At 51.7% G+C, this 24,323-nt stretch carries 36 protein-coding genes; 12 read left to right on the top strand and 24 right to left on the bottom strand.

Annotated features, from left to right (window positions below; all coding sequences use genetic code 11):
• Nucleotides 1–14: 14 nt before the first annotated feature.
• The 20 genes from rplR to LDK53_RS13090 form a co-directional block, all read right to left on the bottom strand.
• Nucleotides 15–368 (bottom strand): 50S ribosomal protein L18, encoded by a 354-nt coding sequence (gene rplR, locus LDK53_RS12995; RefSeq protein WP_003863297.1) that lies wholly within the window; start codon nucleotides 366–368, stop codon nucleotides 15–17.
• A gap of 9 nt (nucleotides 369–377) precedes the next feature.
• Nucleotides 378–911, bottom strand: coding sequence for a 50S ribosomal protein L6 (rplF, locus tag LDK53_RS13000; RefSeq protein WP_003863296.1), 534 nt, complete (start codon nucleotides 909–911; stop codon nucleotides 378–380).
• A gap of 12 nt (nucleotides 912–923) precedes the next feature.
• Nucleotides 924–1,316, bottom strand: coding sequence for a 30S ribosomal protein S8 (gene rpsH / locus LDK53_RS13005; protein WP_006178918.1), 393 nt, complete (start codon nucleotides 1,314–1,316; stop codon nucleotides 924–926).
• Between the two features lie 30 nt (nucleotides 1,317–1,346).
• Nucleotides 1,347–1,652 (bottom strand): 30S ribosomal protein S14, encoded by a 306-nt coding sequence (rpsN, locus tag LDK53_RS13010; protein WP_003863291.1) that lies wholly within the window; start codon nucleotides 1,650–1,652, stop codon nucleotides 1,347–1,349.
• Nucleotides 1,653–1,666: 14 nt separating this feature from the next.
• Nucleotides 1,667–2,206 carry a 50S ribosomal protein L5 gene (rplE, locus tag LDK53_RS13015; RefSeq protein ID WP_001096202.1) on the bottom strand — a complete coding sequence of 180 codons (540 nt, stop codon included), beginning with the start codon at nucleotides 2,204–2,206 and terminating at the stop codon, nucleotides 1,667–1,669.
• Nucleotides 2,207–2,220: 14 nt separating this feature from the next.
• On the bottom strand, nucleotides 2,221–2,535 hold the full coding sequence (rplX, locus tag LDK53_RS13020) for a 50S ribosomal protein L24 (protein WP_003863287.1): 315 nt from the start codon (nucleotides 2,533–2,535) through the stop codon (nucleotides 2,221–2,223).
• A 10-nt stretch (nucleotides 2,536–2,545) separates the two neighbouring features.
• Complete coding sequence (rplN, locus tag LDK53_RS13025; protein WP_002919748.1) at nucleotides 2,546–2,917, bottom strand: 50S ribosomal protein L14; 372 nt, start codon at nucleotides 2,915–2,917, stop codon at nucleotides 2,546–2,548.
• A 166-nt stretch (nucleotides 2,918–3,083) separates the two neighbouring features.
• On the bottom strand, nucleotides 3,084–3,338 hold the full coding sequence (gene rpsQ / locus LDK53_RS13030; RefSeq protein WP_008503489.1) for a 30S ribosomal protein S17: 255 nt from the start codon (nucleotides 3,336–3,338) through the stop codon (nucleotides 3,084–3,086).
• Nucleotides 3,338–3,529, bottom strand: coding sequence for a 50S ribosomal protein L29 (gene rpmC, locus LDK53_RS13035; protein ID WP_013099027.1), 192 nt, complete (start codon nucleotides 3,527–3,529; stop codon nucleotides 3,338–3,340). The genes rpsQ and rpmC overlap by 1 nt, the downstream gene beginning before the upstream one ends.
• Nucleotides 3,529–3,939: a 50S ribosomal protein L16 gene (gene rplP, locus LDK53_RS13040; RefSeq protein ID WP_002919759.1), complete on the bottom strand. Its 411-nt coding sequence runs from the start codon at nucleotides 3,937–3,939 to the stop codon at nucleotides 3,529–3,531. Before rplP ends, rpmC begins: the two co-directional genes overlap by 1 nt.
• 12 nt (nucleotides 3,940–3,951) lie before the next feature.
• Entirely contained in the window at nucleotides 3,952–4,653 is a 702-nt protein-coding gene (gene rpsC, locus LDK53_RS13045) for a 30S ribosomal protein S3 (RefSeq protein WP_000529945.1), read from the bottom strand.
• 17 nt (nucleotides 4,654–4,670) lie between these two features.
• A complete protein-coding gene (rplV, locus tag LDK53_RS13050) occupies nucleotides 4,671–5,003 on the bottom strand; it encodes a 50S ribosomal protein L22 (protein ID WP_002919773.1) in 333 nt (110 codons plus the stop codon).
• 14 nt (nucleotides 5,004–5,017) lie between these two features.
• Complete coding sequence (gene rpsS, locus LDK53_RS13055) at nucleotides 5,018–5,296, bottom strand: 30S ribosomal protein S19 (protein WP_001138117.1); 279 nt, start codon at nucleotides 5,294–5,296, stop codon at nucleotides 5,018–5,020.
• A 16-nt stretch (nucleotides 5,297–5,312) separates the two neighbouring features.
• Nucleotides 5,313–6,134 carry a 50S ribosomal protein L2 gene (gene rplB / locus LDK53_RS13060; RefSeq protein WP_008457150.1) on the bottom strand — a complete coding sequence of 274 codons (822 nt, stop codon included), beginning with the start codon at nucleotides 6,132–6,134 and terminating at the stop codon, nucleotides 5,313–5,315.
• Nucleotides 6,135–6,151: 17 nt separating this feature from the next.
• On the bottom strand, nucleotides 6,152–6,454 hold the full coding sequence (gene rplW / locus LDK53_RS13065; protein WP_000617546.1) for a 50S ribosomal protein L23: 303 nt from the start codon (nucleotides 6,452–6,454) through the stop codon (nucleotides 6,152–6,154).
• Entirely contained in the window at nucleotides 6,451–7,056 is a 606-nt protein-coding gene (gene rplD, locus LDK53_RS13070; protein ID WP_000424395.1) for a 50S ribosomal protein L4, read from the bottom strand. The genes rplW and rplD overlap by 4 nt, the downstream gene beginning before the upstream one ends.
• 10 nt (nucleotides 7,057–7,066) lie before the next feature.
• Nucleotides 7,067–7,696 carry a 50S ribosomal protein L3 gene (gene rplC / locus LDK53_RS13075; protein WP_003863274.1) on the bottom strand — a complete coding sequence of 210 codons (630 nt, stop codon included), beginning with the start codon at nucleotides 7,694–7,696 and terminating at the stop codon, nucleotides 7,067–7,069.
• Nucleotides 7,697–7,728: 32 nt separating this feature from the next.
• A complete protein-coding gene (gene rpsJ / locus LDK53_RS13080) occupies nucleotides 7,729–8,040 on the bottom strand; it encodes a 30S ribosomal protein S10 (protein WP_001181005.1) in 312 nt (103 codons plus the stop codon).
• 244 nt (nucleotides 8,041–8,284) lie between these two features.
• Nucleotides 8,285–8,662: a hypothetical protein gene (locus LDK53_RS13085; RefSeq protein ID WP_225287343.1), complete on the bottom strand. Its 378-nt coding sequence runs from the start codon at nucleotides 8,660–8,662 to the stop codon at nucleotides 8,285–8,287.
• Nucleotides 8,659–10,119: a peptidoglycan-binding domain-containing protein gene (locus LDK53_RS13090; protein WP_225287344.1), complete on the bottom strand. Its 1,461-nt coding sequence runs from the start codon at nucleotides 10,117–10,119 to the stop codon at nucleotides 8,659–8,661. The genes LDK53_RS13085 and LDK53_RS13090 overlap by 4 nt, the downstream gene beginning before the upstream one ends.
• A gap of 146 nt (nucleotides 10,120–10,265) precedes the next feature.
• Here LDK53_RS13090 and gspC point away from each other — a divergent pair, with 146 nt between their 5' ends.
• From gspC to LDK53_RS13150, 12 genes are read left to right on the top strand one after another with little or no spacing between them, the layout of a single operon-like run.
• Nucleotides 10,266–11,081 (top strand): type II secretion system protein GspC, encoded by an 816-nt coding sequence (gspC, locus tag LDK53_RS13095; protein WP_225287345.1) that lies wholly within the window; start codon nucleotides 10,266–10,268, stop codon nucleotides 11,079–11,081.
• Nucleotides 11,082–11,090: 9 nt separating this feature from the next.
• Nucleotides 11,091–13,067 (top strand): type II secretion system secretin GspD, encoded by a 1,977-nt coding sequence (gene gspD, locus LDK53_RS13100; RefSeq protein WP_225287354.1) that lies wholly within the window; start codon nucleotides 11,091–11,093, stop codon nucleotides 13,065–13,067.
• Nucleotides 13,064–14,539, top strand: a complete 1,476-nt coding sequence (gene gspE, locus LDK53_RS13105) for a type II secretion system ATPase GspE (protein WP_225287346.1) — start codon at nucleotides 13,064–13,066, stop codon at nucleotides 14,537–14,539. The genes gspD and gspE overlap by 4 nt, the downstream gene beginning before the upstream one ends.
• Nucleotides 14,536–15,735: a type II secretion system inner membrane protein GspF gene (gene gspF / locus LDK53_RS13110; RefSeq protein WP_225287347.1), complete on the top strand. Its 1,200-nt coding sequence runs from the start codon at nucleotides 14,536–14,538 to the stop codon at nucleotides 15,733–15,735. The genes gspE and gspF overlap by 4 nt, the downstream gene beginning before the upstream one ends.
• A gap of 9 nt (nucleotides 15,736–15,744) precedes the next feature.
• The gene (gspG, locus tag LDK53_RS13115; protein WP_025759232.1) at nucleotides 15,745–16,188 is read left to right on the top strand and encodes a type II secretion system major pseudopilin GspG; all 444 of its coding nucleotides are present in this window, start codon (nucleotides 15,745–15,747) and stop codon (nucleotides 16,186–16,188) included.
• A 2-nt stretch (nucleotides 16,189–16,190) separates the two neighbouring features.
• Nucleotides 16,191–16,691 (top strand): type II secretion system protein, encoded by a 501-nt coding sequence (locus LDK53_RS13120; RefSeq protein ID WP_225287348.1) that lies wholly within the window; start codon nucleotides 16,191–16,193, stop codon nucleotides 16,689–16,691.
• Nucleotides 16,688–17,044: a type II secretion system minor pseudopilin GspI gene (gene gspI / locus LDK53_RS13125; protein WP_225287349.1), complete on the top strand. Its 357-nt coding sequence runs from the start codon at nucleotides 16,688–16,690 to the stop codon at nucleotides 17,042–17,044. The genes LDK53_RS13120 and gspI overlap by 4 nt, the downstream gene beginning before the upstream one ends.
• The gene (locus LDK53_RS13130) at nucleotides 17,037–17,618 is read left to right on the top strand and encodes a type II secretion system protein J (protein ID WP_072049161.1); all 582 of its coding nucleotides are present in this window, start codon (nucleotides 17,037–17,039) and stop codon (nucleotides 17,616–17,618) included. Before gspI ends, LDK53_RS13130 begins: the two co-directional genes overlap by 8 nt.
• Entirely contained in the window at nucleotides 17,615–18,574 is a 960-nt protein-coding gene (gene gspK, locus LDK53_RS13135) for a type II secretion system minor pseudopilin GspK (protein WP_225287350.1), read from the top strand. Before LDK53_RS13130 ends, gspK begins: the two co-directional genes overlap by 4 nt.
• Nucleotides 18,564–19,712 (top strand): type II secretion system protein GspL, encoded by a 1,149-nt coding sequence (gene gspL, locus LDK53_RS13140; protein ID WP_225287351.1) that lies wholly within the window; start codon nucleotides 18,564–18,566, stop codon nucleotides 19,710–19,712. Before gspK ends, gspL begins: the two co-directional genes overlap by 11 nt.
• Nucleotides 19,705–20,187 (top strand): type II secretion system protein GspM, encoded by a 483-nt coding sequence (gene gspM, locus LDK53_RS13145; RefSeq protein ID WP_225287352.1) that lies wholly within the window; start codon nucleotides 19,705–19,707, stop codon nucleotides 20,185–20,187. The genes gspL and gspM overlap by 8 nt, the downstream gene beginning before the upstream one ends.
• The gene (locus LDK53_RS13150) at nucleotides 20,180–20,959 is read left to right on the top strand and encodes an A24 family peptidase (protein ID WP_318527753.1); all 780 of its coding nucleotides are present in this window, start codon (nucleotides 20,180–20,182) and stop codon (nucleotides 20,957–20,959) included. The genes gspM and LDK53_RS13150 overlap by 8 nt, the downstream gene beginning before the upstream one ends.
• 35 nt (nucleotides 20,960–20,994) lie before the next feature.
• Here LDK53_RS13150 and bfr read toward each other — a convergent pair whose 3' ends face one another.
• The 4 genes from bfr to LDK53_RS13170 all read right to left on the bottom strand — a co-directional run.
• Nucleotides 20,995–21,471 carry a bacterioferritin gene (gene bfr / locus LDK53_RS13155; protein ID WP_225287353.1) on the bottom strand — a complete coding sequence of 159 codons (477 nt, stop codon included), beginning with the start codon at nucleotides 21,469–21,471 and terminating at the stop codon, nucleotides 20,995–20,997.
• 71 nt (nucleotides 21,472–21,542) lie between these two features.
• Nucleotides 21,543–21,737 carry a bacterioferritin-associated ferredoxin gene (bfd, locus tag LDK53_RS13160; protein ID WP_025759243.1) on the bottom strand — a complete coding sequence of 65 codons (195 nt, stop codon included), beginning with the start codon at nucleotides 21,735–21,737 and terminating at the stop codon, nucleotides 21,543–21,545.
• Nucleotides 21,738–21,889: 152 nt separating this feature from the next.
• A complete protein-coding gene (locus LDK53_RS13165; protein ID WP_318527754.1) occupies nucleotides 21,890–23,968 on the bottom strand; it encodes a carbohydrate-binding protein in 2,079 nt (692 codons plus the stop codon).
• Between the two features lie 261 nt (nucleotides 23,969–24,229).
• Nucleotides 24,230–24,323, bottom strand: a 94-nt coding sequence (locus tag LDK53_RS13170) for an elongation factor Tu (protein WP_072098208.1), incomplete at its 5' end; no start/stop codon positions are given.

A 24,323-nucleotide genomic window follows, 5' to 3' on the forward strand; every position in this document is an offset into this window, starting at 1 on the left:
CTTACACCTCTACCTTAGAACTGAAGGCCAGCTTCACGGGCAGCATCTGCCAGTGCCTGGACACGACCATGATATTGGAACCCGGAACGGTCAAAGGAAACATTGCTGATGCCTTTTTCCAGAGCGCGTTCAGCAACAGCTTTACCTACAGCTGCAGCGGCGTCTTTGTTACCGGTGTACTTCAATTGTTCTGAGATAGCTTTTTCTACAGTAGAAGCAGCTACCAGAACTTCAGAACCGTTCGGAGCAATTACCTGTGCGTAAATATGACGCGGGGTACGATGTACCACCAGGCGAGTTGCACCCAGCTCTTTGAGCTTGCGGCGTGCGCGGGTCGCACGACGGATACGAGCAGATTTCTTATCCATAGTGTTACCTTACTTCTTCTTAGCCTCTTTGGTACGCACGACTTCGTCGGCGTAACGAACACCCTTGCCTTTGTAAGGCTCAGGACGACGGTAGGCGCGCAGATCTGCTGCAACCTGACCGATCAGCTGTTTATCAGCGCCTTTCAGCACGATTTCAGTTTGAGTCGGGCATTCTGCAGTGATACCGGCCGGCAGCGGATGCTCAACAGGGTGTGAGAAGCCCAGAGACAGGCCTACTGCATTCCCTTTGATAGCTGCACGATAACCTACACCAACCAGCTGAAGCTTTTTAGTGAAGCCTTCGGTAACACCAACAACCATTGAGTTCAGCAGGGCACGCGCGGTACCAGCCTGAGCCCAACCATCCACGAAACCATCACGTGGACCGAAGGTCAGAGCGTTATCTGCATGTTTAACTTCAACAGCTTTGTTGAGGGTACGAGTCAGCTCGCCGTTTTTACCTTTGATCGTAATAACCTGACCGTCGATTTTTACATCAACGCCGGCAGGAATAACGACCGGTGCTTTAGCAACACGAGACATTCTTTCCTCCGATTAGGCTACGTAGCAGATAATTTCGCCACCAAGACCAGCCTGGCGCGCTGCACGATCAGTCATAACACCTTTAGAGGTAGAAACAACTGCGATACCAAGACCAGCCATAACTTTTGGCAGCTCATCTTTTTTCTTATAGATGCGCAGGCCTGGGCGGCTGACACGCTGAATGCTTTCTACAACAGCTTTACCCTGGAAATACTTGAGAGTAAGTTCCAGTTCCGGCTTGGTGTCGCCTTCAACTTTAAAATCTTCGATAAAACCTTCTTCCTTCAGCACGTTGGCAATTGCCACTTTCAGCTTGGCGGAAGGCATGGTGACCGCAACTTTGTTCGCGGCCTGACCGTTACGGATACGGGTCAGCATATCCGCGATCGGATCTTGCATGCTCATCTGTCTTTACTCCCGTGATTCAATTGGTAATTACCAGCTAGCCTTTTTCAAGCCTGGCACTTCACCGCGCATAGCGGCTTCACGCAGTTTGATACGGCTCAACCCAAACTTGCCCACATAACCATGTGGACGACCTGTTTGACGACAGCGGTTACGCTGACGAGACGGGCTGGAATCACGCGGCAGAGACTGCAGCTTGAGAACCGCATTCCAACGATCTTCGTCGGAAGCGTTCACATCAGAAATGATCGCTTTCAGTTCAGCGCGTTTAGCGAAGAATTTATCAGCTAAAGCTACGCGCTTTACTTCGCGTGCTTTCATTGATTGCTTAGCCATTCAGTAACCCTACCTTACTTGCGGAACGGGAAGTCAAAGGCAGCCAGCAGAGCACGGCCTTCTTCATCAGATTTCGCAGTAGTGGTAATGGTAATATCCAAACCACGCACGCGGTCGACTTTATCGTAGTCGATTTCTGGGAAGATGATCTGCTCACGGACACCCATGCTGTAGTTACCACGACCGTCGAAAGACTTAGCGGACAAGCCACGGAAGTCACGGATACGTGGAACAGCAATAGTGATCAGGCGCTCAAAGAACTCCCACATGCGTTCGCCACGCAGAGTTACTTTACAGCCGATCGGATAGCCCTGACGGATTTTGAAGCCTGCAACTGATTTGCGTGCTTTGGTGATCAGCGGTTTTTGACCGGAGATTGCTGTCAGGTCAGCTGCTGCGTTATCCAGCAGTTTCTTGTCAGCGATCGCTTCACCAACACCCATGTTCAGGGTGATCTTCTCGACCCGAGGGACTTGCATGACAGAATTGTAGTTAAACTCAGTCATGAGTTTCTTAACTACTTCGTCTTTGTAGTAATCATGCAGTTTCGCCATCGTACTACTCCAAATTACTTGATAGTTTCGCTGTTAGACTTGAAGAAACGGACTTTTTTACCGTCTTCGAATCTAAAGCCTACACGGTCAGCCTTGCCGGTAGCCGCATTGAAGATTGCAACGTTAGAAACCTGAATAGCAGCTTCTTTTTCAACGATGCCGCCTGGTTGGTTCAGGGCCGGAACCGGCTTCTGATGTTTCTTAACCAGGTTGATACCTTCAACGACGAGTTTGCCGGAAGACAGAACATTTTTCACTTTACCGCGTTTACCTTTATCTTTACCGGTTAACACGATAACTTCGTCATCACGACGGATTTTCGCTGCCATGATTCGCTCCTTAGAGTACTTCTGGTGCCAGAGAGATAATTTTCATGAACTTCTCAGTACGAAGTTCACGAGTTACCGGCCCAAAGATACGCGTGCCGATAGGCTGCTCGCTGTTATTGTTTAAAATAACGCATGCATTACCATCGAAGCGAATGACAGAACCGTCAGGGCGACGAACACCCTTCTTGGTGCGCACCACTACCGCCTTCAGCACATCACCTTTTTTGACCTTACCACGTGGAATTGCTTCCTTGATGGTGATCTTGATGATGTCGCCTACGCCTGCGTAGCGACGGTGCGAGCCACCCAGAACCTTGATACACATTACGCGACGTGCACCGGAGTTGTCGGCGACGTTCAGCATAGTCTGTTCTTGGATCATTTTAGTGCTCCGCTAATGTCAACTACTACCTGAGACTCTAAAATCAGAGCCGTTAAAAAGCCCCATATCGAGGGCGCGGCATTATAACACCGCTTCTGCAATATGGGTAGAAAAAATAAACGGCTCATCGCTGAGCCGTTTATTCGTATTGAGAACGCGTACTGTATTACAGAACCGCTTTCTCTACAACGCGAACCAGCGTCCAGGACTTAGTCTTGGACAGTGGACGGCATTCACGGATTTCAACCTTGTCGCCGATACCACATTCGTTGTTCTCGTCATGTACGTGCAGTTTGGTCGTACGCTTGATGAATTTACCGTAGATCGGGTGTTTCACAATGCGTTCGATAGCAACAACGATGGATTTCTCCATTTTGTCGCTAACAACACGACCTTGCAGAGTACGGATTTTATCGGTCATTACGCACCCGCCTTCTCAGTCAGTAAAGTCTTAACGCGTGCAACATTGCGACGCACTTGCTTCAGCAGGTGAGTCTGTTGCAGCTGGCCACTTGCAGCCTGCATACGCAGGTTGAACTGCTCACGCAGCAGGTTCAGCAGCTCAGCGTTCAGCTCTTCAACGCTCTTTTCACGCAGCTCTTTTGCTTTCATTACATCACCGTCTTAGTTACAAAGGTGGTTTTGATAGGCAGTTTCGCTGCTGCCAGGCCGAAGGCTTCACGGGCCAGCTCTTCCGGAACACCGTCCATTTCATACAGGACTTTGCCCGGTTGGATCAAGGCAACCCAGTACTCCACGTTACCTTTACCTTTACCCATACGAACTTCCAGCGGCTTCTCGGTGATCGGTTTGTCCGGGAATACACGGATCCAGATCTTACCTTGACGCTTAACTGCACGGGTCATTGCACGACGTGCTGCTTCGATCTGACGTGCAGTCAGACGACCACGGCCAACAGCTTTCAGACCGAAAGTGCCGAAGCTAACATCCGTACCCTGCGCCAGACCACGGTTGCGGCCTTTGTGCACTTTACGGAATTTTGTACGCTTTGGTTGTAACATCAGCGACGCTCCTTATTTACGGCCTTTACGCTGCTGCTTTTTAGGTTGAGCAGCCGGTTTTTCCGGTTGTTCAACAGCAGCCATACCACCCAGGATCTCACCTTTGAAGATCCATACCTTAACGCCGATTACACCGTAAGTGGTGTGCGCTTCAGAGGTGTTGTAGTCGATGTCAGCACGCAGAGTGTGCAACGGTACGCGACCTTCACGGTACCATTCGGTACGTGCGATTTCCGCGCCGCCCAGACGGCCGCTAACTTCAACTTTGATACCTTTAGCGCCCAGACGCATTGCGTTCTGTACAGCACGCTTCATAGCACGACGGAACATAACACGACGTTCCAGCTGAGAAGTGATGCTGTCAGCAACCAATTTAGCGTCCAGTTCAGGCTTACGAACTTCAGCGATATTGATCTGTGCAGGAACGCCAGCGATATCCGCTACGACCTTGCGCAGTTTTTCTACGTCTTCGCCTTTCTTACCGATAACGATGCCAGGACGAGCAGTGTGAATAGTCACACGGATGCTCTTAGCTGGACGCTCGATAACGATACGAGATACAGACGCTTTAGCCAGTTCCTTAGTCAGGTACTGACGTACTTTAAAATCGCTGTCCAGGTTGTCAGCGAATTCTTTGGTGTTCGCAAACCAGGTAGAGTTCCATGGTTTTACAATACCCAGGCGAATACCATTAGGATGTACTTTCTGACCCATTGCTAGTCTCCAGAGTCTCAGCGATCGGACACAACCACAGTAATGTGGCTGGTGCGCTTCAGGATGCGATCTGCACGACCTTTCGCACGCGGCATAATGCGCTTCATGCTTGGGCCTTCATCTACGAAAATTTTCGCAACTTTCAGATCGTCGATGTCAGCGCCATCGTTGTGTTCAGCGTTAGCAATGGCAGATTCCAGTACTTTCTTGACCAATACTGCAGCTTTCTTGTTGGTATAGGTCAGGATGTCCAGGGCCTGCGACACTTTCTTACCGCGAATCAGGTCAGCAACAAGGCGAACCTTCTGAGCAGAAGAACGAGCATGGCGATGTTGAGCTAAAGTTTCCATCTCTTCCTCCTACCTTATTTCTTCTTCGCTTTTTTATCAGCAGCGTGGCCGCGATAAGTACGAGTCGGTGCGAATTCACCCAGTTTGTGACCAACCATTTCGTCGGTAACAAAGACTGGAACGTGCTGACGACCATTATGGACAGCGATGGTCAAACCGATCATGTTAGGAAAGATCGTTGAACGACGGGACCAAGTGCGCAGGGGCTTCTTGTCTCCGCTTTCCACCGCTTTCTCTACCTTCTTCAGCAAGTGCAGGTCAATAAAAGGACCTTTCTTGAGAGAACGTGGCATGGCTTATCCTCTAAAATTATTTGCTACGGCGACGTACGATAAATTTATCAGTACGCTTGTTGCTGCGGGTCTTCTTACCTTTGGTCTGAACGCCCCACGGAGATACCGGGTGCTTACCAAAGTTACGACCTTCACCACCACCATGTGGGTGGTCGACTGGGTTCATCGCAGTACCGCGAACGGTAGGACGAACACCACGCCAGCGTGCAGCACCTGCTTTACCCAGAACGCGCAGCATATGCTCAGCATTGCCAACTTCGCCCAGAGTAGCGCGGCAGTCTGCTTCGACTTTACGCATTTCACCAGAACGCAGACGCAGGGTGACATAAGCACCGTCACGCGCAACGATCTGAACGTAAGTACCCGCGGAACGCGCCAGCTGACCGCCTTTACCTGGTTTCATTTCTACGTTATGAACGGTAGAACCAACCGGGATATTGCGCATCGGCAGGGTGTTGCCTGCTTTGATTGCAGCATCAACGCCAGACTGAATCTGGTCGCCAGCTTTCAGGCCTTTAGGGGCCAGGATGTAACGGCGTTCGCCGTCTTTGTACAGAACCAGCGCGATGTTCGCGGAACGGTTCGGATCGTACTCAAGACGTTCAACAACTGCTGGGATACCGTCTTTGTTGCGTTTGAAGTCAACAATACGATAAGCCTGCTTGTGGCCACCACCGATGTGACGAGTGGTGATACGGCCATTGTTGTTACGACCACCGGATTTGCTGTTTTTTTCCAGCAACGGAGCAAAAGGTTTGCCCTTGTGCAGCTCAGGGTTAACCACTTTAACTACGTGGCGACGACCCGGAGATGTCGGTTTACATTTAACAACTGCCATTGTATTACTCCTCCGACTTACTCAGCGCCGCCAACGAAGTCCAGATTCTGGCCTTCTTTCAGGGTGACGTAAGCTTTTTTCCAGTCGCTACGACGACCGATACGCTGTCCGTGACGTTTAACTTTCCCTTTAACTACCAGGGTGTTAACGACTTCGACTTCGACTTCAAACAGTTTCTGCACAGCAGCTTTGATCTCTGCTTTGGTCGCGTCTTTAGCAACTTTGAGAACGATGGTGTTTGTTTTTTCCATCGCAGTAGACGCTTTTTCAGAAACGTGCGGTGCGCGAAGCACCTTCAGCAGACGTTCTTCACGAATCATGCCAGCATCTCCTCAACTTGCTTAACAGCATCAGCAGTCATTACGACTTTGTCGAAGGCGATCAGGCTAACCGGGTCGATACCAGTCGCATCGCGTACGTCAACCTTGTGCAGGTTACGTGCGGCCAGGAACAGGTTCTCGTCCAGCTCACCGGTGATGATCAGCACATCTTCCAGAGCCATGTCTTTCAGTTTCTGTGCCAGCAGCTTAGTTTTAGGCGCTTCTACAGAGAACTTCTCGACAACGATCAGACGATCCTGACGTACCAGTTCGGACAGGATGCTTTTCAGCGCGCCGCGGTACATCTTTTTGTTAACTTTTTGACTGTGGTCCTGTGGACGCGCAGCGAAGGTCACGCCACCTGAACGCCAGATCGGGCTCTTGATAGAACCTGAACGCGCACGGCCGGTACCTTTCTGGCGCCATGGCTTTTTGCCAGAACCAGTTACTTCAGCACGAGTCTTCTGAGCACGAGTACCCTGACGAGCACCAGCTGCATAAGCAACAACAACCTGGTGAACCAGCGCTTCGTTGAAATCACGACCGAAGGTAGTTTCGGAAACAGTCAGCGCGCTCTGCGCGTCTTTCAATACTAATTCCATTGCTATCCCCTTACGCCTTCACAGCTGGTTTAACGATCAGGTCGCTACCGGTTGCACCCGGGACCGCACCTTTAACCAGCAGCAGGTTGCGCTCAGCGTCAACACGTACTACGTCCAGGCTCTGAACGGTTACACGTTCGTTGCCCAGCTGACCTGCCATTTTCTTGCCTTTGAACACTTTGCCCGGAGTCTGGTTCTGACCGATAGAACCCGGAACGCGGTGAGACAAGGAGTTACCGTGAGTAGCGTCCTGGGTACGGAAGTTCCAGCGCTTAACGGTACCAGCAAAACCTTTACCTTTAGAGGTACCGGTTACGTCAACTTTTTTAACGTCAGCAAACAGCTCAACGCTAATGTCCTGACCTACGGTGAACTCTTCGCCTTCAGCAAGACGGAATTCCCACAGACCACGGCCAGCTTCTACGCCAGCTTTAGCGAAGTGACCCGCTTCTGGTTTGGTTACACGGTTAGCTTTTTTAGCACCAGTGGTAACCTGAATAGCGCGGTAGCCATCGTTAGCCAGATCTTTAACCTGAGTAACGCGGTTTGCTTCAACTTCGATTACGGTTACTGGGATAGAAACGCCATCTTCAGTGAAGATGCGGGTCATACCCACTTTTTTACCGACTAAACCAATCATTGTTTCAACCTCTCAATCGCTCGATGACCTGATTAACCCAGGCTGATCTGCACGTCTACACCGGCAGCCAGATCCAGACGCATCAGAGCATCAACGGTTTTCTCAGTTGGCTCAACGATGTCAACCAGACGCTTGTGAGTGCGGATTTCGTACTGATCGCGCGCGTCTTTGTTAACGTGCGGGGAGATCAGAACGGTGAAGCGCTCTTTGCGGGTCGGCAGCGGGATCGGACCACGGACTTGCGCACCAGTGCGCTTAGCAGTCTCGACGATTTCCGCGGTTGATTGATCGATCAGACGATGATCAAACGCTTTAAGGCGGATACGGATTCTTTGGTTCTGCATGAGACCAGAGCTCCAATTATTTTATAAACGAAAATGATTACTCCTCAAACCCATTACGATTGATGGGAGAGTGTAACCGTTCTTACGTAGCTCCCCAATTGGGAGCATTGTTGAGTAACAAAATGAGCTACTCAGGTTCATATCGAACCAGCCGTCAATTACGACAAGCCCGCGCATTATACGTATTTACGGACGTAATGCAAGCCGACTGTGTCGATATTAACCAACCTTTAGACGAGACCGTTTATTGACGGTCGATATCAGCCATCGCCTGCTTTACCCGGGCTCGGAGATCGGCGTTGATTTCAGGTTCCTCTGGCGTCGCTGGCGTCTCATCAACACGCTCTTCAAAGACCGTCTCTTCGCCCTCTTCTTCGGGTACGGGCAAGGGGCGTTTCTTATAGACATAGTGTGCATCTGACAGGTAATAGGCTTGAGGAGCGGTCTCTGCGCGAGACGGCAGAGAAAACCCGCTGCTAATATAATAGCCCGTCAAAACGCAGCCAGTGCCGTACGTTAGCCAGAGAAAGCCTCCCCAAACGCAACGCCAAAAGGTCACCGGCATGTCTGGGCGGATAAACATGTCGCCTCCGCACGGATACACTTCTTTTTTGTCACTCATCTCTTGCTCTCATCCTGAGCTAGCGTCGGACTCTCCCCCAGCGCCTGCCAGAGACGAATAAGCGAGAGTTGCCCCATCACACCATCCGCTTTAATCTTGTGTTGGGTCTGAAACTGACGCACTTTTTCAGCTAACAGCGGACTCCACTCTCCTGTCCCCTCTGCTTCAACGTTTAACAGACGGCTCAGCATCGTATCGAGCCAGACAATATCGTCGGGACTGCTTTTCCTTGTTATGCTCGCATTACCCTCCGGCGAGGGTTTCCACATCCGCGTCGAGCTTCCCGTCCATACCGTGCTAAACCAGGTCTTATCAACAATCCACGTGTGACTGCCGGAAAGCACGGTAAACGTCTTATCCCCTCCTCCGATGACCACCACCGGCAAAAGGAGAGTCTCCATTTTCAGTGTGGCTATCCAGGGAAGGCCCTGGTACTGCAGCGTCTCGAGAGTGTCATTGCCGGAGAGACAGGCCATCCCGCCCCGGTACGCCTGATCGCACCATGCTTCACCGTTGTCTACCTCATAACCCCAAACACGATAAAGTAACGCGAGCGATTCACTGGTAGACATAATCTCTGATGTCAATGTCAGGGGAGGAGAGGCGGGCCGGGATAACACGACGGACAGCAGGCTTTCTGGCTCCGGCAGCCAGCGGGACAGAGGATGAGAAAAATACCGGCCTGCGGCCCCACACAGCACCGCCACGACGATTAACGCCAGGCAAGTCCGGCGAGGATGGTGCGTCGCGGGTAAATAGCGCAAGGCGGCTTGCTGTAGCGCCGGCGGGACAGCAGCCTGCTCTTCTTTATTACGACGAATAAATTCCCCTGTCCGGGCGACAAGATGGAGATTGCCGCGACAGCGACGCATAACCTCTCTGACGAAACGCTCCGCCAGTACACCCGACTCCTCAGGTTCGATATCAGCATGAGCAGCAATGACCTCCCGGCAATCCTCCTTGTCCGGGAAAGGTATCTCGAACCATACCGGGTGCAATTTCCGCAGGCGGCGCTGCAGACGGTGTCCAAATGTCCCGGTTAATAACAATCGGGCGTTTGGCATGATGGCGATAAAATCCTGAACCGTTGACACCAGCCTGTTACCGGCGCGCTGGCCATCTTCCAGCACAAACAGCGGTGTGTCCTCCTTCATCTCCCCCATTACGCCAGACAGTCCACTCCAGAGCGCCCCAAAGGAGAATACCCGCCCGGTTAAGCTGCCCTCGATTTGGGTATCCGCCAGCACTATCCATTCCTGCTGGTATCCTTTACGGGTGAGTAGCCCTAGCGTCAGAGCACGATGCGCCCACGCGGCGACAATCCCCTGCGCAAGTAAGCTTTTCCCCGCCCCCTTTGCGCCGTGCAGTATTAGCCACGGTTCGTTGTTCAGCGTTGAAATAAGGGCGCTCCGTAACAGACGATGCCGGGTAGTATAAATAGCATTGAATCCGTCCATGAATAATGACATCCCTGTATAATATCTTTTTCCTAAAGAGTGAAAGCTTGCGGCAAAAGACTTGCTGCTAACTCAGCTGAATTATATTATCGCCCTCCTTAACAATAAACAGATTGTATTTTTTAGTCATACTAAATGATAAATTCATGGCGGCTATATTTAGAGCTTTAACCAACGTTCCTCTTTATCGCATTCTGTGCGGTGGCATTATATTGATATGTATTATAACGATGTTAACTTGCATAAATACCGGATATCTTCTCTGGTCTGAAAATCATTCAACACCACAAAAGATTAAAGATATAAATTTAGCAAATACACCAACAGATAAGTATAAATGGAAATTATCATCAACCGCGTCAGACACGATTAAAATGGAACAGACAACAAGAAAAGAGGCGTTCCGGCTACCTGATATCCGTTTACGCGGTATTATTCACAGCTCGGATAAATTAACCTCCCGAGCGATCCTGCAGGAGGCAGGAGAACAGAATGTCTATTCGGTTAATGAGACGCTTAAATCAGCGAATACCGTTCGTATCAAAGCGATCTCTCAAAATCAGGTCACTTTCTCCTCCGGCGGGCACGAACAGCAGCTCACGCTGCTTTCAGAACTGAGTTTGTCTGACGCGCCCACCGAACCGATCTCTGACTATGAGGCTCAGACGGACATTGCCTTGTCGGAGTATATCCAGGCCAGTCCCGTAGAAGATAACTATGCCTTGCGCGGATTACGTCTGTTACCCCGGAAGAATGCCGCATCATTCGCACATGCCTCCCTTGAACCCGGCGATATCGCCGTTCAGCTGAATAAGATTTCACTGACGAAGCGGGAGAACATCGCAAAAGCGCAGGACGCACTGAACCATCTTCAGCGCGTTCAATTCACTCTGATACGGAAATCATTGCCTCTGGTGATTAATGTTTCCGTTCAGCAGTTCCAGGAAGGAAAGGAAAATTAAATGGTAAGGATGCCCTCTGTCCGGAAAAAGAGTGCCCTTTCACTGCTCTTTCTGCTCGCCTTCGCCGCGAACCCCGGATATCCCGCTGACTTCACCGCAAACTTTAATGAGGCGGATATTCGAACCTTTGTCAGCATTGTGGGCCAAAACATGGGGAAAACCATTCTTATTGACCCCGACGTTAAAGCGACGATTTCCGTCCGAAGTGCAGATACATTTAATGAAGAGGAATATTACCAGTTTTTCCTGAGCGTCCTCGACCTGTATGGCTTTTCACTTATAAGCCTTGATAATGGCTTACTGAAAGTGGTTCGTTCTGAAAAAGCGAAGACCCTGCCGGGAAAACTCACGAATGGATCCATGCCCGGCAGAGGGGATGAACTGGTGACGCGTATCGTTTCGCTGGAAAATGTTCCCGCACGGGCGTTATCCCCGCTGCTGCGTCAGATGCTGGATGGCGGGAACGTGGGTAACGTTGTGCATTATGAACCCTCAAACACGCTGATCATCACCGGCAAGGCATCAACCGTTAATCGCCTGCTGGAAGTCGTTAAACGTGTCGATGTGATGGGCGATAAAAAAGAGCAGGTCATCCCGCTGAAATACGCCTCGGCCAGCGATCTGGCCGACGTGCTCAATGACCTGGCGCGCGAGAGCGGAAAAGAGGCCCAACCTGCCACACTCCAGACGCGAGTCGTTGCCGACAAAAGAACGAATGCCATCATTATCAGCGGTTCAGACCGCGCACGGGCGCGGATCCAACAGCTCATTTCGCGTCTCGACACGCAAGAGCAGGGGCAAGGCAATACACGCGTCTGGTATCTGAAATATGCCAAGGCGGACAAACTTGTCGAGGTCCTGACGGGTGTCACACAAAAATTGACCGAGGAGAAAAACGGCGCCGCGAAAACCACCAGCAGCAGCGGCAATGGTATATCCATTACTGCCGACGAACAGACGAACTCCCTGGTGGTCACTGCCGACCAGGGGATTCTTCAGCAACTGGATGAGGTCATCGCGAAACTGGACATCCGACGGGCGCAGGTGCTGGTTGAAGCCATCATCGTAGAAGTGCAGGACGGCAAAGGGCTGAATCTGGGCGTGCAGTGGGCTAATAAAAACGTGGGCGCTCAGCAGTTTACCAAAACCGGTCTCCCTATCTTTAACGCCGCACAAGGCATCAGCGAATTTAAAGCTCAGGGCGGTATTACCAGCGACAATCCGGCATACGACCTCTTTAAAAATTATAACGGTCTCGCGGCAGGCTTCTTTAATGGCGACTGGGGCGTGCTGCTGACAGCTCTGAATACCGACAACAAAAACGATATTCTCTCGACACCCAGCATCGTCACCCTCGATAACAAAGAAGCCGCGTTTAACGTGGGCCAGGATGTTCCCGTACTTTCCGGCTCCCAGACCACCTCTGGCGATAATATTTACAGCACCGTCGAACGTAAAACAGTTGGCACCAAGCTGAAAGTCACCCCGCAGATTAATGAGGGCGATTCGGTGCTGATGGAGATCGAGCAAGAGGTATCCAGCGTCGACACGTCTGCCACCTCCTCATCACTTGGGCCGACATTCAATACCCGCACCATTCAGAATGCCGTACTGGTGAAGAGCGGTGAAACCGTCGTGCTTGGCGGTTTAATGGATGACGCAAGTAAACAGGAAGTCTCCAAAGTCCCTCTGCTGGGTGACATTCCCCTGATTGGGCAACTTTTCCGTTACACCTCAAATGAAAAAAGCAAACGCAATCTGATGGTCTTTATCCGCCCGACCATTATCCGGGATGACGAGGTGTATCGCTCGCTGTCACGGGATAAATACACGGGTTTCAAAGAGATGCAGAAAGAGAGAAGCGACCAGCGCAGCGGCAAACTCATTAATGTGGATGATATCGACGCGCTGGATGACCGGGCGTTTAATAACACGCCCGCGATGCCTGCCGCTAAAAACCCTTTCAGCGGAGCTGAGGCGAAGTGAGCCCGCTTGCCTGGAAAAAAGCACAACGCTATGGCATTGCCATTCAGCAGCAGGAACTGTTCTACACGACCAGCACCACGCTTGAGCATATGCTTGAGGTTGCCTCCGTGGCCCGCGACTGCACGCAGTTTACCCGGCTCGCTTCGCAGCAGTTTACGGAAAAGCTGGAGCAGCTCTATCAACCCTCTGGTGGTTCAGCCCAGCTTATTGCCGAAGATATGAATAATTCGGACGATCTGAGTGCGCTTTCCGATGAGATCCCCACGAATGAAGACCTGCTCAACGAGCAGTCCGACGCGCCAGTGATCCGGCTGATTAATGCGGTGCTTAGCGAAGCGCTTAAGGAGCACGCGTCGGATATTCATATTGAAGTCTTTGAAACAACGATGAGTATCCGCTTTCGGGTGGACGGTGTACTGCGTCCGGTGGTTCAACCCAATAAAAAACTGGCCGCGCTGCTCATCTCCCGTATCAAAATTATGGCCAAACTGGATATTGCCGAAAAGAGACTGCCTCAGGACGGCCGTATCACCTTAAAAATTGGTCATCGCAACGTGGATGTTCGTGTCTCTACGCTGCCCTCGCAGCACGGCGAACGGGTTGTTTTACGTCTGCTGGATAAAAGCAGTCTGCGGCTCTCTATTGATAAGCTGGATATGTCTGAAGAGGACATGCGCGATCTCCGGCACCTTATCGCCCTGCCGCACGGCATTATTCTGGTCACAGGCCCCACCGGTTCCGGGAAAAGTACCACGCTGTATGCCCTTCTCTCCGCCCTCAATAGTCCGGAACGTAACGTACTTACCGTCGAAGACCCAATTGAGTACGAGCTGGAAGGCATCGGTCAGACACAGGTAAATAGCCGCGTGGATATGTCTTTTGCCCGCGGATTACGCGCAATTTTACGTCAGGACCCTGACGTGGTGATGGTCGGAGAGATCCGCGATGCTGAAACGGCTCAGATTGCGGTCCAGGCCTCACTGACCGGGCACCTTGTTCTTTCAACCCTCCATACCAACAGCGCCAGCGGTGCGGTGACCCGCCTGCGGGATATGGGCACGGAATCTTTCCTGCTCTCCTCATCGCTTGTCGGCGTGATCGCACAGCGCCTGGTCAGGCGGCTGTGTCATCAGTGCAAAACACCGCATCCCCTCACCGCTCGACAACATCAACTACTCGTTGCTGAGGGGATCACCGCGACGCAGCTCTGGCAAGCCGCTGGGTGCCCGGCCTGCCGTCAGAGCGGCTATCAGGGCCGCCTGGCTATTCATGAACTCTTCGTGATGACGCCTGAAATTCGCCAGGCCGTACACGCAGAGGTCAACGAGCAACAGCTTGAACAGCTCCAGCGCCAGAACCATCGCAGTTTACTGGCAAACGGATTGCGAGCAGCCGCACAAGGGTTGACCTCACTGCAGGAGGTGCTGCGCGTTACGTCCGATGGGCAGATATCAGCGGAGCAGGGTAAATGAAATTTCGCTGGGTAGCCACAGACCCCAGAGGGGATCGCCATACTGGCGTGAGTGATGCTGGCTCCGAGCGGGAGTTGGTCGCCCAGCTGCGCAGCCAGTCCCTGTTGCCGCAGTCCATCAAACAGCAGCGGCGCAAGCTGACATTACGATGGTCCCCGGCACGGGTGAGTCATGGCGAATTGACACTTTTTACGCGTCAGCTTGCCACGTTGATGGCTGCGGCTCTGCCGCTGGATGAGGCACTCGCCGCGATTCAGCAGCAGAAAGAGAACAAGAATCTTATCGGTGTGATCGGCTCGCTTCGTCAGGCAGTGCTTGAAGGACAGTCACTCTCCAGCGCAATGCAACAGCACCCCCGGGTCTTTGATACGGTCTATTGCACGCTGGTAAAAGCAGGTGAAGCGGTTGGCAAGGCTGGCGCCGTGCTGGAAAGGCTGGCTGATTTTAATGAAGCTCGCCAGCGAATGCATAACAAACTGATGCAGGCGCTGATCTACCCCTCCCTGCTGACCATCGTCGCCATTGTGGTGGTGGTGATTTTACTCACCGCCGTCGTGCCCAACGTCGCGGCACAGTTTATTCATCTCAAACACGAACTGCCGCTTACGACCCGGATACTGCTCGCGATCAGCGACTTTTTGTCGGTCTACGGTCCGGGGATATTAGGTCTGCTCTTTGTGGGTGGTGGCCTGTTTTCATACTGGCTGAAGCGGGAAGGCAACCGCCACCGCTTTCATCGTCTGCTGATTCACTTTCGCGCTACTGCACCACTGGTCTGCGCTATCGACAGCGCCCGGTACTTACGCGCCCTCAGCATCCTCAACGTCAGCGGCGTGCCGTTGCTGCAGGGGATGTCACTTTCAGCGGAAGGCGTGGGTAACCAAGAGATACGGCAGCGACTGAGTGACGCCGCCGAGCGCGTACGCCAGGGAAACAGTGTGAGCCAGTCTCTTGAGAAAACCGCCATTTTCCCGCCCATGATGCTGTACATGATCGCCTCCGGGGAAAAAAGCGGCCAGCTCGGAGAACTCATGCAACGGGCAGCGGATAACCAGGACGTCCGCTTACAGAACCGCATCACCCTGACGCTGGCGATTTTTGAACCGGCGCTGATTGTCGTCATGGCCGCCATCGTTCTGTTTATCGTGGTGGCGGTCATGCAACCCATTTTACAACTCAACTCATTGATGAACTGAGGAAAGGCTATGGAAAGACAAACGTTTAAAACGCAACGCGGTTTTACCCTGATGGAGCTTATGGTGGTCATTGTCATTCTGGGCGTGCTGGCGAGCCTGGTGGTGCCCAATCTGATGGGCAACAAAGATCGTGCGGACCGGCAAAAAGCGGTCAGCGACATAGTCGCTCTCGAAAATGCGCTGGATATGTACAAGCTGGATAACCATCGTTACCCCACAACAGACCAGGGTCTGGACGCACTGGTTGTGGCCCCGACGCTCGCGCCGCTCGCGGAAAATTACAATCCCGAAGGTTATATTCGCCGTCTTCCCGCGGATCCGTGGGGCAATGAGTATGTCCTGATAAGCCCGGGCGAACATGGTGCAATCGATATCAGCTCAACCGGTCCGGATGGTGAAATCGGTACGGCGGATGACATTAACAACTGGGATAACGACAAAAAATCGCGCTGAACATGGCTCAGGAAAAGGGATTTACCTTGCTGGAGGTGATGCTGGTGATTGTCATTCTCGCGGCGGCCGTCGCAGGCGTGACGGCCATGCAAAATGAACGTTTAAGCGTGAGCGGAAAGCTACGTCAGCGTGTCGACATGTTCAGACAAACCGTTGAGTATGCTGCCGATCTGGCGCTGCTGGAAAAACATGCGGTTGCCCTGCTGGTGTCTGAAGAAGGGTGGTTACTCTACGTTCCACAGAAACGCGCACATACTGGCTGGCAGTGGGAGGCAATCCAGCGTGACGATAACTTGCCGCTTCAGGCAGCATGGGATGGCCCAGCGCGGCCCGAGCTTACCCCCTTGCCACAGGGCGATACACCGCAGATTATCGTTCTGTCTGATGGCCAGATAACGCCCTTCACGCTGTTATTCAGAAGTGCAAACGGTGAAAAATTGTTGTATGTGCGCTGCACGGGCTCTCTGCCGCTGGATATCACTCCGCTAAAGGTGGCGCAATGAAAGCGCAAAGTGGAATGCTCCTGCTTGAGGTGTTACTGGCCATGGCCATCTTTGCCTCGGCGGTAACGGCGTTAGTCACCAGCATGCAGTGGCAACTCTCCGCTCTGGAGACCCTGGAGCAGGAGACGCTTGCGCTGTGGGTGGCGGATAATCAGTTAATCAAAATGCACGCCGTCCTTTCCGCCACGGAGCAAGGAGAGTCCTCCCAGCAGGGAAACGCCTTTACCTGGACGCTCACCGGCGTACCCTCTGCCGCCCTGAACTACATTACCGTGACATCCTCCCGGGGTAAAACGGTGAAGCTTTATGCCTGGAGCCCGGTACAAGAGAAGCAAGAGGCGAAACATGACTAATCATCAGAGAGGCTTTACGCTTCTGGAAGTCATGCTGGCTATCGCGATTTTCTCGGTCCTCAGCTTCCTCGCCTCAATGGTCTTTTCTCAGGCATCTGAGCAACATCAGCGCGCCCAAAAGCTGGCCAGTGATTTTCATGCCCTGCAGTACACCCTTCTGCTGCTGGAAAATGATCTGATGCAATACGTCCCGCGCAAAAATCGCCAGACTCACCAGACCTTTGCAAGTGGAACCGATGAGTTGCTCTTCAGCACCCAGATGCGGGACACGACCACCCCTTTCGAAGCCGCTTTCGTACTCACGACCGTACACTGGTACGTCCTGGACGGGACCTTGTATCGTGCTGTGCGCTACTCTCCTGACGGAAAAGAGGACAAGCCCGCGCGTGCCCTGCTGACGAATATCACCCGTTTTGCCTCTGTACTGCTCGCTGGCGAGGGCAATACGGCGTCAGCCACCGTTGCCATTACGCTGGAGCGCGAAAACCGTGAAAGCGTTCGTCGTGTTTTTATTTTGCCTGGATGGGTTCCGGAGAAACAGCAAACCGGCCAGCGCCGTGAGGATAAAAAATGAATCCTCAGAAAGGCGCTGCGCTGTTGATTGTGTTGATGATTCTTGCGCTGATGGCGGCGCTCGCGGCTGAAATGACCCTTAGCTTCCAGACCCAGCTTCAGCGTAGCCGGCGTACCAACGCCAGCGTGCAGGCAAAATATGCCCTGCTTTATGCCGAAGGGGAAGCCACCGCTGGCGTGTTAAAGCATGATGATGAAAGGTTAAACGGCAAGGCCGATCTGGACGCGGATACCACCGTCAGCTGGCGTACGGAGGATCGACAACAGTGCTTCAATCTCAATGCCCTGGAAAACGCTCCCGTTGAAGGCATGGCTACGCCTCCCTACGAAATCAGCGTGTTTCAGGCGCTGCTGGATCAGCTGGGCGCGGAAAAAAACCGCGCTGAAGAGATAATCCAGTCCACTGCAGATTACATCGACGCCGACACCTCCCCCCGGCTGAAAGGGGCCGAAGATGAATATTACCTGCAAAACGGCATTCACTCCCTGACGGCAAACCAAATGATCTTTTTACCGGCGGAGATCCGCACGCTCAAAGGGATGACGAGCCCCCTCTGGCAGAAACTCGCGCCTTTTGTCTGTACTGCCTTCAGCAACGAGTTAAACATCAACATCAATACCCTCACCGAAGCGCAGGCCCCGCTGCTGGCAGCCCTTTTTCTGAACGATATCAGCACGTCGGATGCAAAAACCTTACTCAAAAAACGCCCCCGGGAAGGCTGGAAAACGGTCGATGCCTTTCTTTATCAGGCCCAACAGGATCACAGCGCGGCCAAAGCACGTGTGGACACGCTAAAAAAATACCTGACCGTCACCAGCCATTATTTTGTGACCACGTCGAGCGCACGAGAAGGCGAACTGAGCTCAGGGATGAAAACCTTTTTTTATTATGACGACAAGAAGAAAACCATTGGCATCTATCTGCGCCAGCTTACGGACGGCGAACATGACGAGTAAAACGCCACCTGACACTGCCCGGCTGCTCATCCGCCTGAACAGCGAGCCAACGTTGCCGGTGGAATGGACCCTTTTTGACGGCGGCGGTCATGGAGAAATTCACTCCCTGCCACGCGAAAAGCTCCCTGAGCTTTCAGGGATTTCTGCATCCCGGGTAACGCATCTGCTCATTCCGGTTGAGAAGGCAACCTGCCGCACACTGACCGTTCTCGATGAAAAGGACGTCCTGTCCGATCGGCAGTTGCACTGGCTGGCCGATGAAACGCTCGATGAGGATGCTCCCGCTCTCCACTGGACCTTACTGTCACGCGCAGGAACGACGCTCACTGTTGTCGGGGTGGAGAAAGTGTGGCTGGAGGAAGAACTCGCTGCGCTCAGTGCCTGCGGATTAAACGTGACGCATGCAACGCTGGATGCGCTCTGTTTACCCAACGTGGAAAACGGCTGGGCGGTACTGAAAGAGGATGACACCTGGCTTGTCAGGACGCACGAAAGTTACGTTTCGCGCCTGACAGGCGCCTGGTTAACTCACCTCCTGCAGCACTTCACTCCCCGACAGCTTACACACTACGGCGAGTTGTCCGGGCCCTGTGCAAACGCGTCAGGAAAACCGGAATGCCACATCATGTCGCTTTATCCACAAAGGGAGACCGCAAATCTACTGCATGACAGCGTTCGTCCCCCAGTGGCGTTTTCCCCCTGGACATCGCGCCTGAAACGTATCGCCCTCTGCTGTGTTGTTCTGACAGCGGCAGTCGCGCTACTGACTCATCTATTCTCCTGGTGGCAACTTCAGCAGCGGGAAATACAGCTGAAGGACAATATGACTCAACAGTGGCAACGCTACATTCCCGAGAACCGGCACAGCAATAATCTGCGAGCCTATCTGCCAGAACAGTTACGGCAGCGTTTACCCGCCCCGTTAACGCTTCTGCTTCGTCTGCAGTCCAGTCTGGCCCGTTTCCCCGACATCGCGCTCGAGGGGGTGAGCTATAACCCGCAGCAAAAATCCCTGCGACTTTTTCTTTATGCCACTGGGGAAAACCAGATACAGCAATTTATCAAAGAGAACACCTTAGGATTTTCTTTGACGATCGACAAACACGAACAGGGAAAGTGGACGTTACGCAATGATTAAATCTGCGCTGAACAGTTTCAGACAAAAACCGCTCAATGAGCAACGGCTCATCATGACGCTGGGAGCATGTAGCCTGATAATACTTTTCTGGTTTGGCCTCTATCAGCCACTCGACCAGACAATTAATATACTACAGTCGCGTTGTGAGCGTTTACGTAACGATGCGGCATGGTTCAGCAAACAGGTTACCGCTGCGGGCCTTTTACCCGAAAAAAAACCGCCAGGAAAACCGGGCGATCTCATCAGAAATAGCCTCAAAAAAGCGAATCTGGTCGCGACGGTACAGCAGGGAAATGCAGGTGAGTTGAGCGTCTTCGCCACCGACATGGAAATGGAGAACTTCATGCGCTGGCTCGAGGAGATACAGCTCAGTTACGGCCTGCGCGTTGTGGACCTGGAATTCCATGCCAGTCCCCAAAAAGCGGATTCGATTATTCTCACGCGTCTGACCATCGGGGTGAAGCGAAATGGATAGTATGCTTGCCCTGCTCTTTCTGGTTATTGGCTTACTGGCAGGCAGCACCATGGGGATGGTCACCTGGCGGCTACCGATAATGATCGCGCAACAGACCAACGCTGACGACGCCGCTTCCCGCTTAAATTTTTGGTGGCCGGCGTCACACTGCTGCCACTGTCGCATACCTCTGGTGTGGCATGACAATATTCCCCTCTTCAGCTGGCTGCGTCTGAAGGGAAAATGCCGACATTGTGGACACGCTGTCTCCGGGCGTTACCCGTTGCTCGAAGCGAGTTGCGCGGTTATGGCCCCTCTCTGCTACGCCCTTCACCCTGATAATCTGATGCTTGTTTCAGCTCTTTTACTCTACTTCTGGTTCGCGCTGGCGCTTAGCGTCATCGATGCGCAGCACTTATTACTGCCCGATAAACTGACCCTGCCCTTATTGTGGCTTGGATTGCTGTTTAACCTTATGACAGGTCTCATTCCCTGTGAAGATGCCGTTCTGGGTGCCGTGGCGGGCTACCTCAGCCTGTGGCTGCTTTACTGGATCGTCTGGCTGATATGGCACAAAGAGGGGATCGGCTACGGCGATTTCAAACTGCTGGCGGCGGCCGGGGCCTGGACCGGGTGGCAAAGTCTGTCGGTAATCCTTTATGTGGCGTCCGTAATTGGGATTTTATGTGGACTGGTGTTGTGGTTCAAAAACAGACAGTTCACGGGCACCCTCCCTTTCGGTCCTGCGCTCGCGTTGAGCGGCTGGGGTTACTTCTGCTGGCTAACCCTGTAAGTAAAACAGGAAGGTGTAACACCTTCCTGTAATCGTTACTCTTCTTCGCGAATTTGCGCCTGCAGATAGTTCTGGATACCCAGTTTCTGGATAAGATCTAACTCGGTCTCCAGCCAGTCGATATGGCCCTCTTCATCTGCCAGAATCTCAATCATCATGTCACGACTCACGTAATCATGAATGCTGTCGGCATAGGCGATAGCTTCCCGGAGATCTTTAGCACCTTCAAGTTCCAGCCTGAGGTCGGAACGCAGCATCTCTTCGACATCTTCACCAATGCCCAGTTTGCCAAGATCCTGCAGATTTGGGATACCTTCGAGGAAAAGGATACGCTCAATATATTTATCGGCGTGCTTCATCTCGTCGATAGATTCATGATATTCAACGTCATTCAGACGCTTAAGACCCCAGTTTTTGAACATTCTCGCATGGAGAAAATACTGGTTAATTGCGACAAGCTCATTTCCCAATAATTTATTGAGATAACTTATGATTTTAACATCACCTTTCATTATATAGTCCCTCCGCTTCCACACTTAGAGCGTAGATGGGGCTACGGAGATGTCAAAAAAAAGAGCGTCGTTCAGGCGATCTCTTTAAATTCCGGCATTTGCATTAACTCGTCTTGCATAACTTCCCGTGCAGCACGAACACATTTACCACATTGATTTCCAATGGGAATAAACTTGCGTAATTGTTGAAAGGATTGTGGCTGAAACTGGCGCACAGCCTGACGGATTTTTTTATCACTAACGCCGTTACACAAACAGATGTACATATGCACTCCCGAACCATCAACACCCTCAGCATAAATGATTATTGTTCTCACTGCAATTCTGCCTGAGAAAAAAATAACCCCGGGTTTCCTGCTGGAATACCCCGGGGTTAGCTTCACGAAATTAGAGCTTTAAGTTTATGATAATCAGGATGTTACTTCAGCATATCCTGAGTGAGAATAATGGTTTTTAGCTCTTTCTCATTACCATTGATATCTTCAACCAACTTAATCTTATCCCCGACCTGCGGCTTGTAATAGTAATGAAGTTTTATTACTTCATTAAGGCCATTGTTCGATGCCCAGCGCTGACTGTAATAAGTTGCACCTTTTTCAGAGTGCCCCATATATTTTCCATTATGATAAGCAACGAATTTACGTGTCTTAAATGCCTCCTGAGTCAGAGTCAACCAGACGTTTTTCTCATTTGCATCATCAATAGGTTCAAAAGAAACAACGCCATCAGACACGTCATTTCCAGCCTTCGTAAACGGCGCAAACACCTCACTGAAAGCATACTTAGACGCCTGCTGCTCGGTCAGACCGCTGTGCTCAGGAGAAACCTGCTTCGGCACACCCGGCTGGTCGCGCATCATAGACCAGATACCAATCATGCCCAGACCACGCTCTGTGGCATCCTGCATCACCAGGTTCGCATCAGACATATAGAACACTTCACCCTGAACATCGTTATAGCCGATCATTGGGGTGGTGCCCATCATCGCATTGATTTCAGCATTGCTCTTCTCAGTGAAGATCTGCTTCAGCTGGCTGAACAGGTTTTCAATGGCCGAGGTTGCGCACTTGCCATGTATGTTCTGGCCTTCAGTGCCATCGGACTGACAGATGCTGTTGCCATAGTCCATCGCCATCACGTTAACGCCCGCCAGCTCCACACCTTTGGCTTTTGCATCTTCCAGCACGTAAAGACCTTCAGCGGTCAGACCGGTTGGCAAAATGGGCAGGGTATACCAGATACCGACCTTGCGGCCTTCTGACTTCCAGGTATCCTGCACGGCTTTCACTGCTTCGTTACGGCGGTTGATGGATTCATGATCGGCAACCCAGGTACCTTCAATGTCGAAGTCCAGAACGTTCAGGTTCAGGTTGTCTACGATGTCGTAGTAGTGCTGCTTCAGATCGTCGATATTCTTACAGGATGCCGCCAGCGGCGCATTGTTTGCGCCACCAATGGAAACCATCACGTCACCGCCCACTTCACGCAGCGCTTTAATCTTGCTGTACTGCGCATAGTCGTTAATGTTATAGGCCGTACCCCAGGTTGGCAGACAGGTTTGGGCATCCTTACTCACCACGAAGGCCATCGTAAAGTGATTAACGCCCTGGTTCTGAGCAAGGCTTGCCAGGTCTGGCTGGGCGTTCAGGGTAAAGTCGACATACGGGGCATAGACGTGAGCTGGCCATGCTGATTTTGGCGTACCGACTTTTTCTTTGGTGCCTGTCCAGTCGATAAAGACACGCCACGGGTTGGTATCCGATGGGGAGACTTTCTGTACTTTGGCCTGCGAGACGTAATTCCCACCGTTGTAGCGAATCAGCGTACCGCTTTCATATAGGGTTGAGGAATTATAAACCGGCGCCTTGTTCAGCTGATCCTGAGTGTATGTGGTAACGGCACCCAGTGGTTTCCAGGGACGGCCGTTTGAACCGGTCGGGTTCTGGTTAGCGGCAAGCGAAGGGTCGTCTCCTACGGTATAAAACAGAGCTTCATATTCCTGACCGTTTTTCTGAACTTTATCGCCTTTATTATAAACGGTGGAAGATGACCACTGCGAAACAGGCGCATAAGCTTCCCATGGATTATCTTGGCCCGGAACAAAACCATATGCACTTTGCGCAATTGAGGTTTTATACGTTGCATTGTTATAGCTAACAACGTCACCCGCTTTATAAGCAACGCTATTATCATAGGCTGGATAGGTTACCGTACCACCACTGGTTTCACAGGTAACAGGATTACCGTATTTATTCATTTCAGCGGCGGTCGCGTTGCGTTCAAAACGCCAGGGGTTATTTGCCTGATCGTTAGCAGCATTGCCCGGGCAATCTGAGGCGCCTACCCACCATGCATTCTTATACACACCGCCATCGAAAATAACTTCATAAGTACTGCCACCTTCCTGACCGCTCCATGCTTCGATCGCGAATGCAGGCAGCGCAGCACATGTCAGCCCCATGAAAAATAAAGCTTTCGTTGCGAGATTTAATTTCATTTTAAACATTCCTGTTGTTTTTAATCCATTGGGTTATTACATAATGATGTAGCAGCCCATAAGGTAATGACCACAGGAATCAAATTCAAATAAGTTTATCTAACAAAAGCCGCTTTAAGAAATAAGCATACTCATCTTACCAGCAAAATAAAAATGAATAATATCTACTTATATTTATTTAAATTTGCATGTAGTAAAAATAAAAAAACCCCGAAATAAATTCGGGGTTTTTAAGACTAAAACGTTAATTAAAACGTATAATTAGCCCAGAACTTTAGCAACAACGCCCGCGCCAACGGTACGGCCGCCTTCACGGATTGCGAAACGCAGACCGTCGTCCATCGCGATTGGGTGG

It is taken from the genome of Enterobacter sp. K16B (genome assembly GCF_020216105.1).
Classification (GTDB): domain Bacteria; phylum Pseudomonadota; class Gammaproteobacteria; order Enterobacterales; family Enterobacteriaceae; genus Enterobacter; species Enterobacter sichuanensis.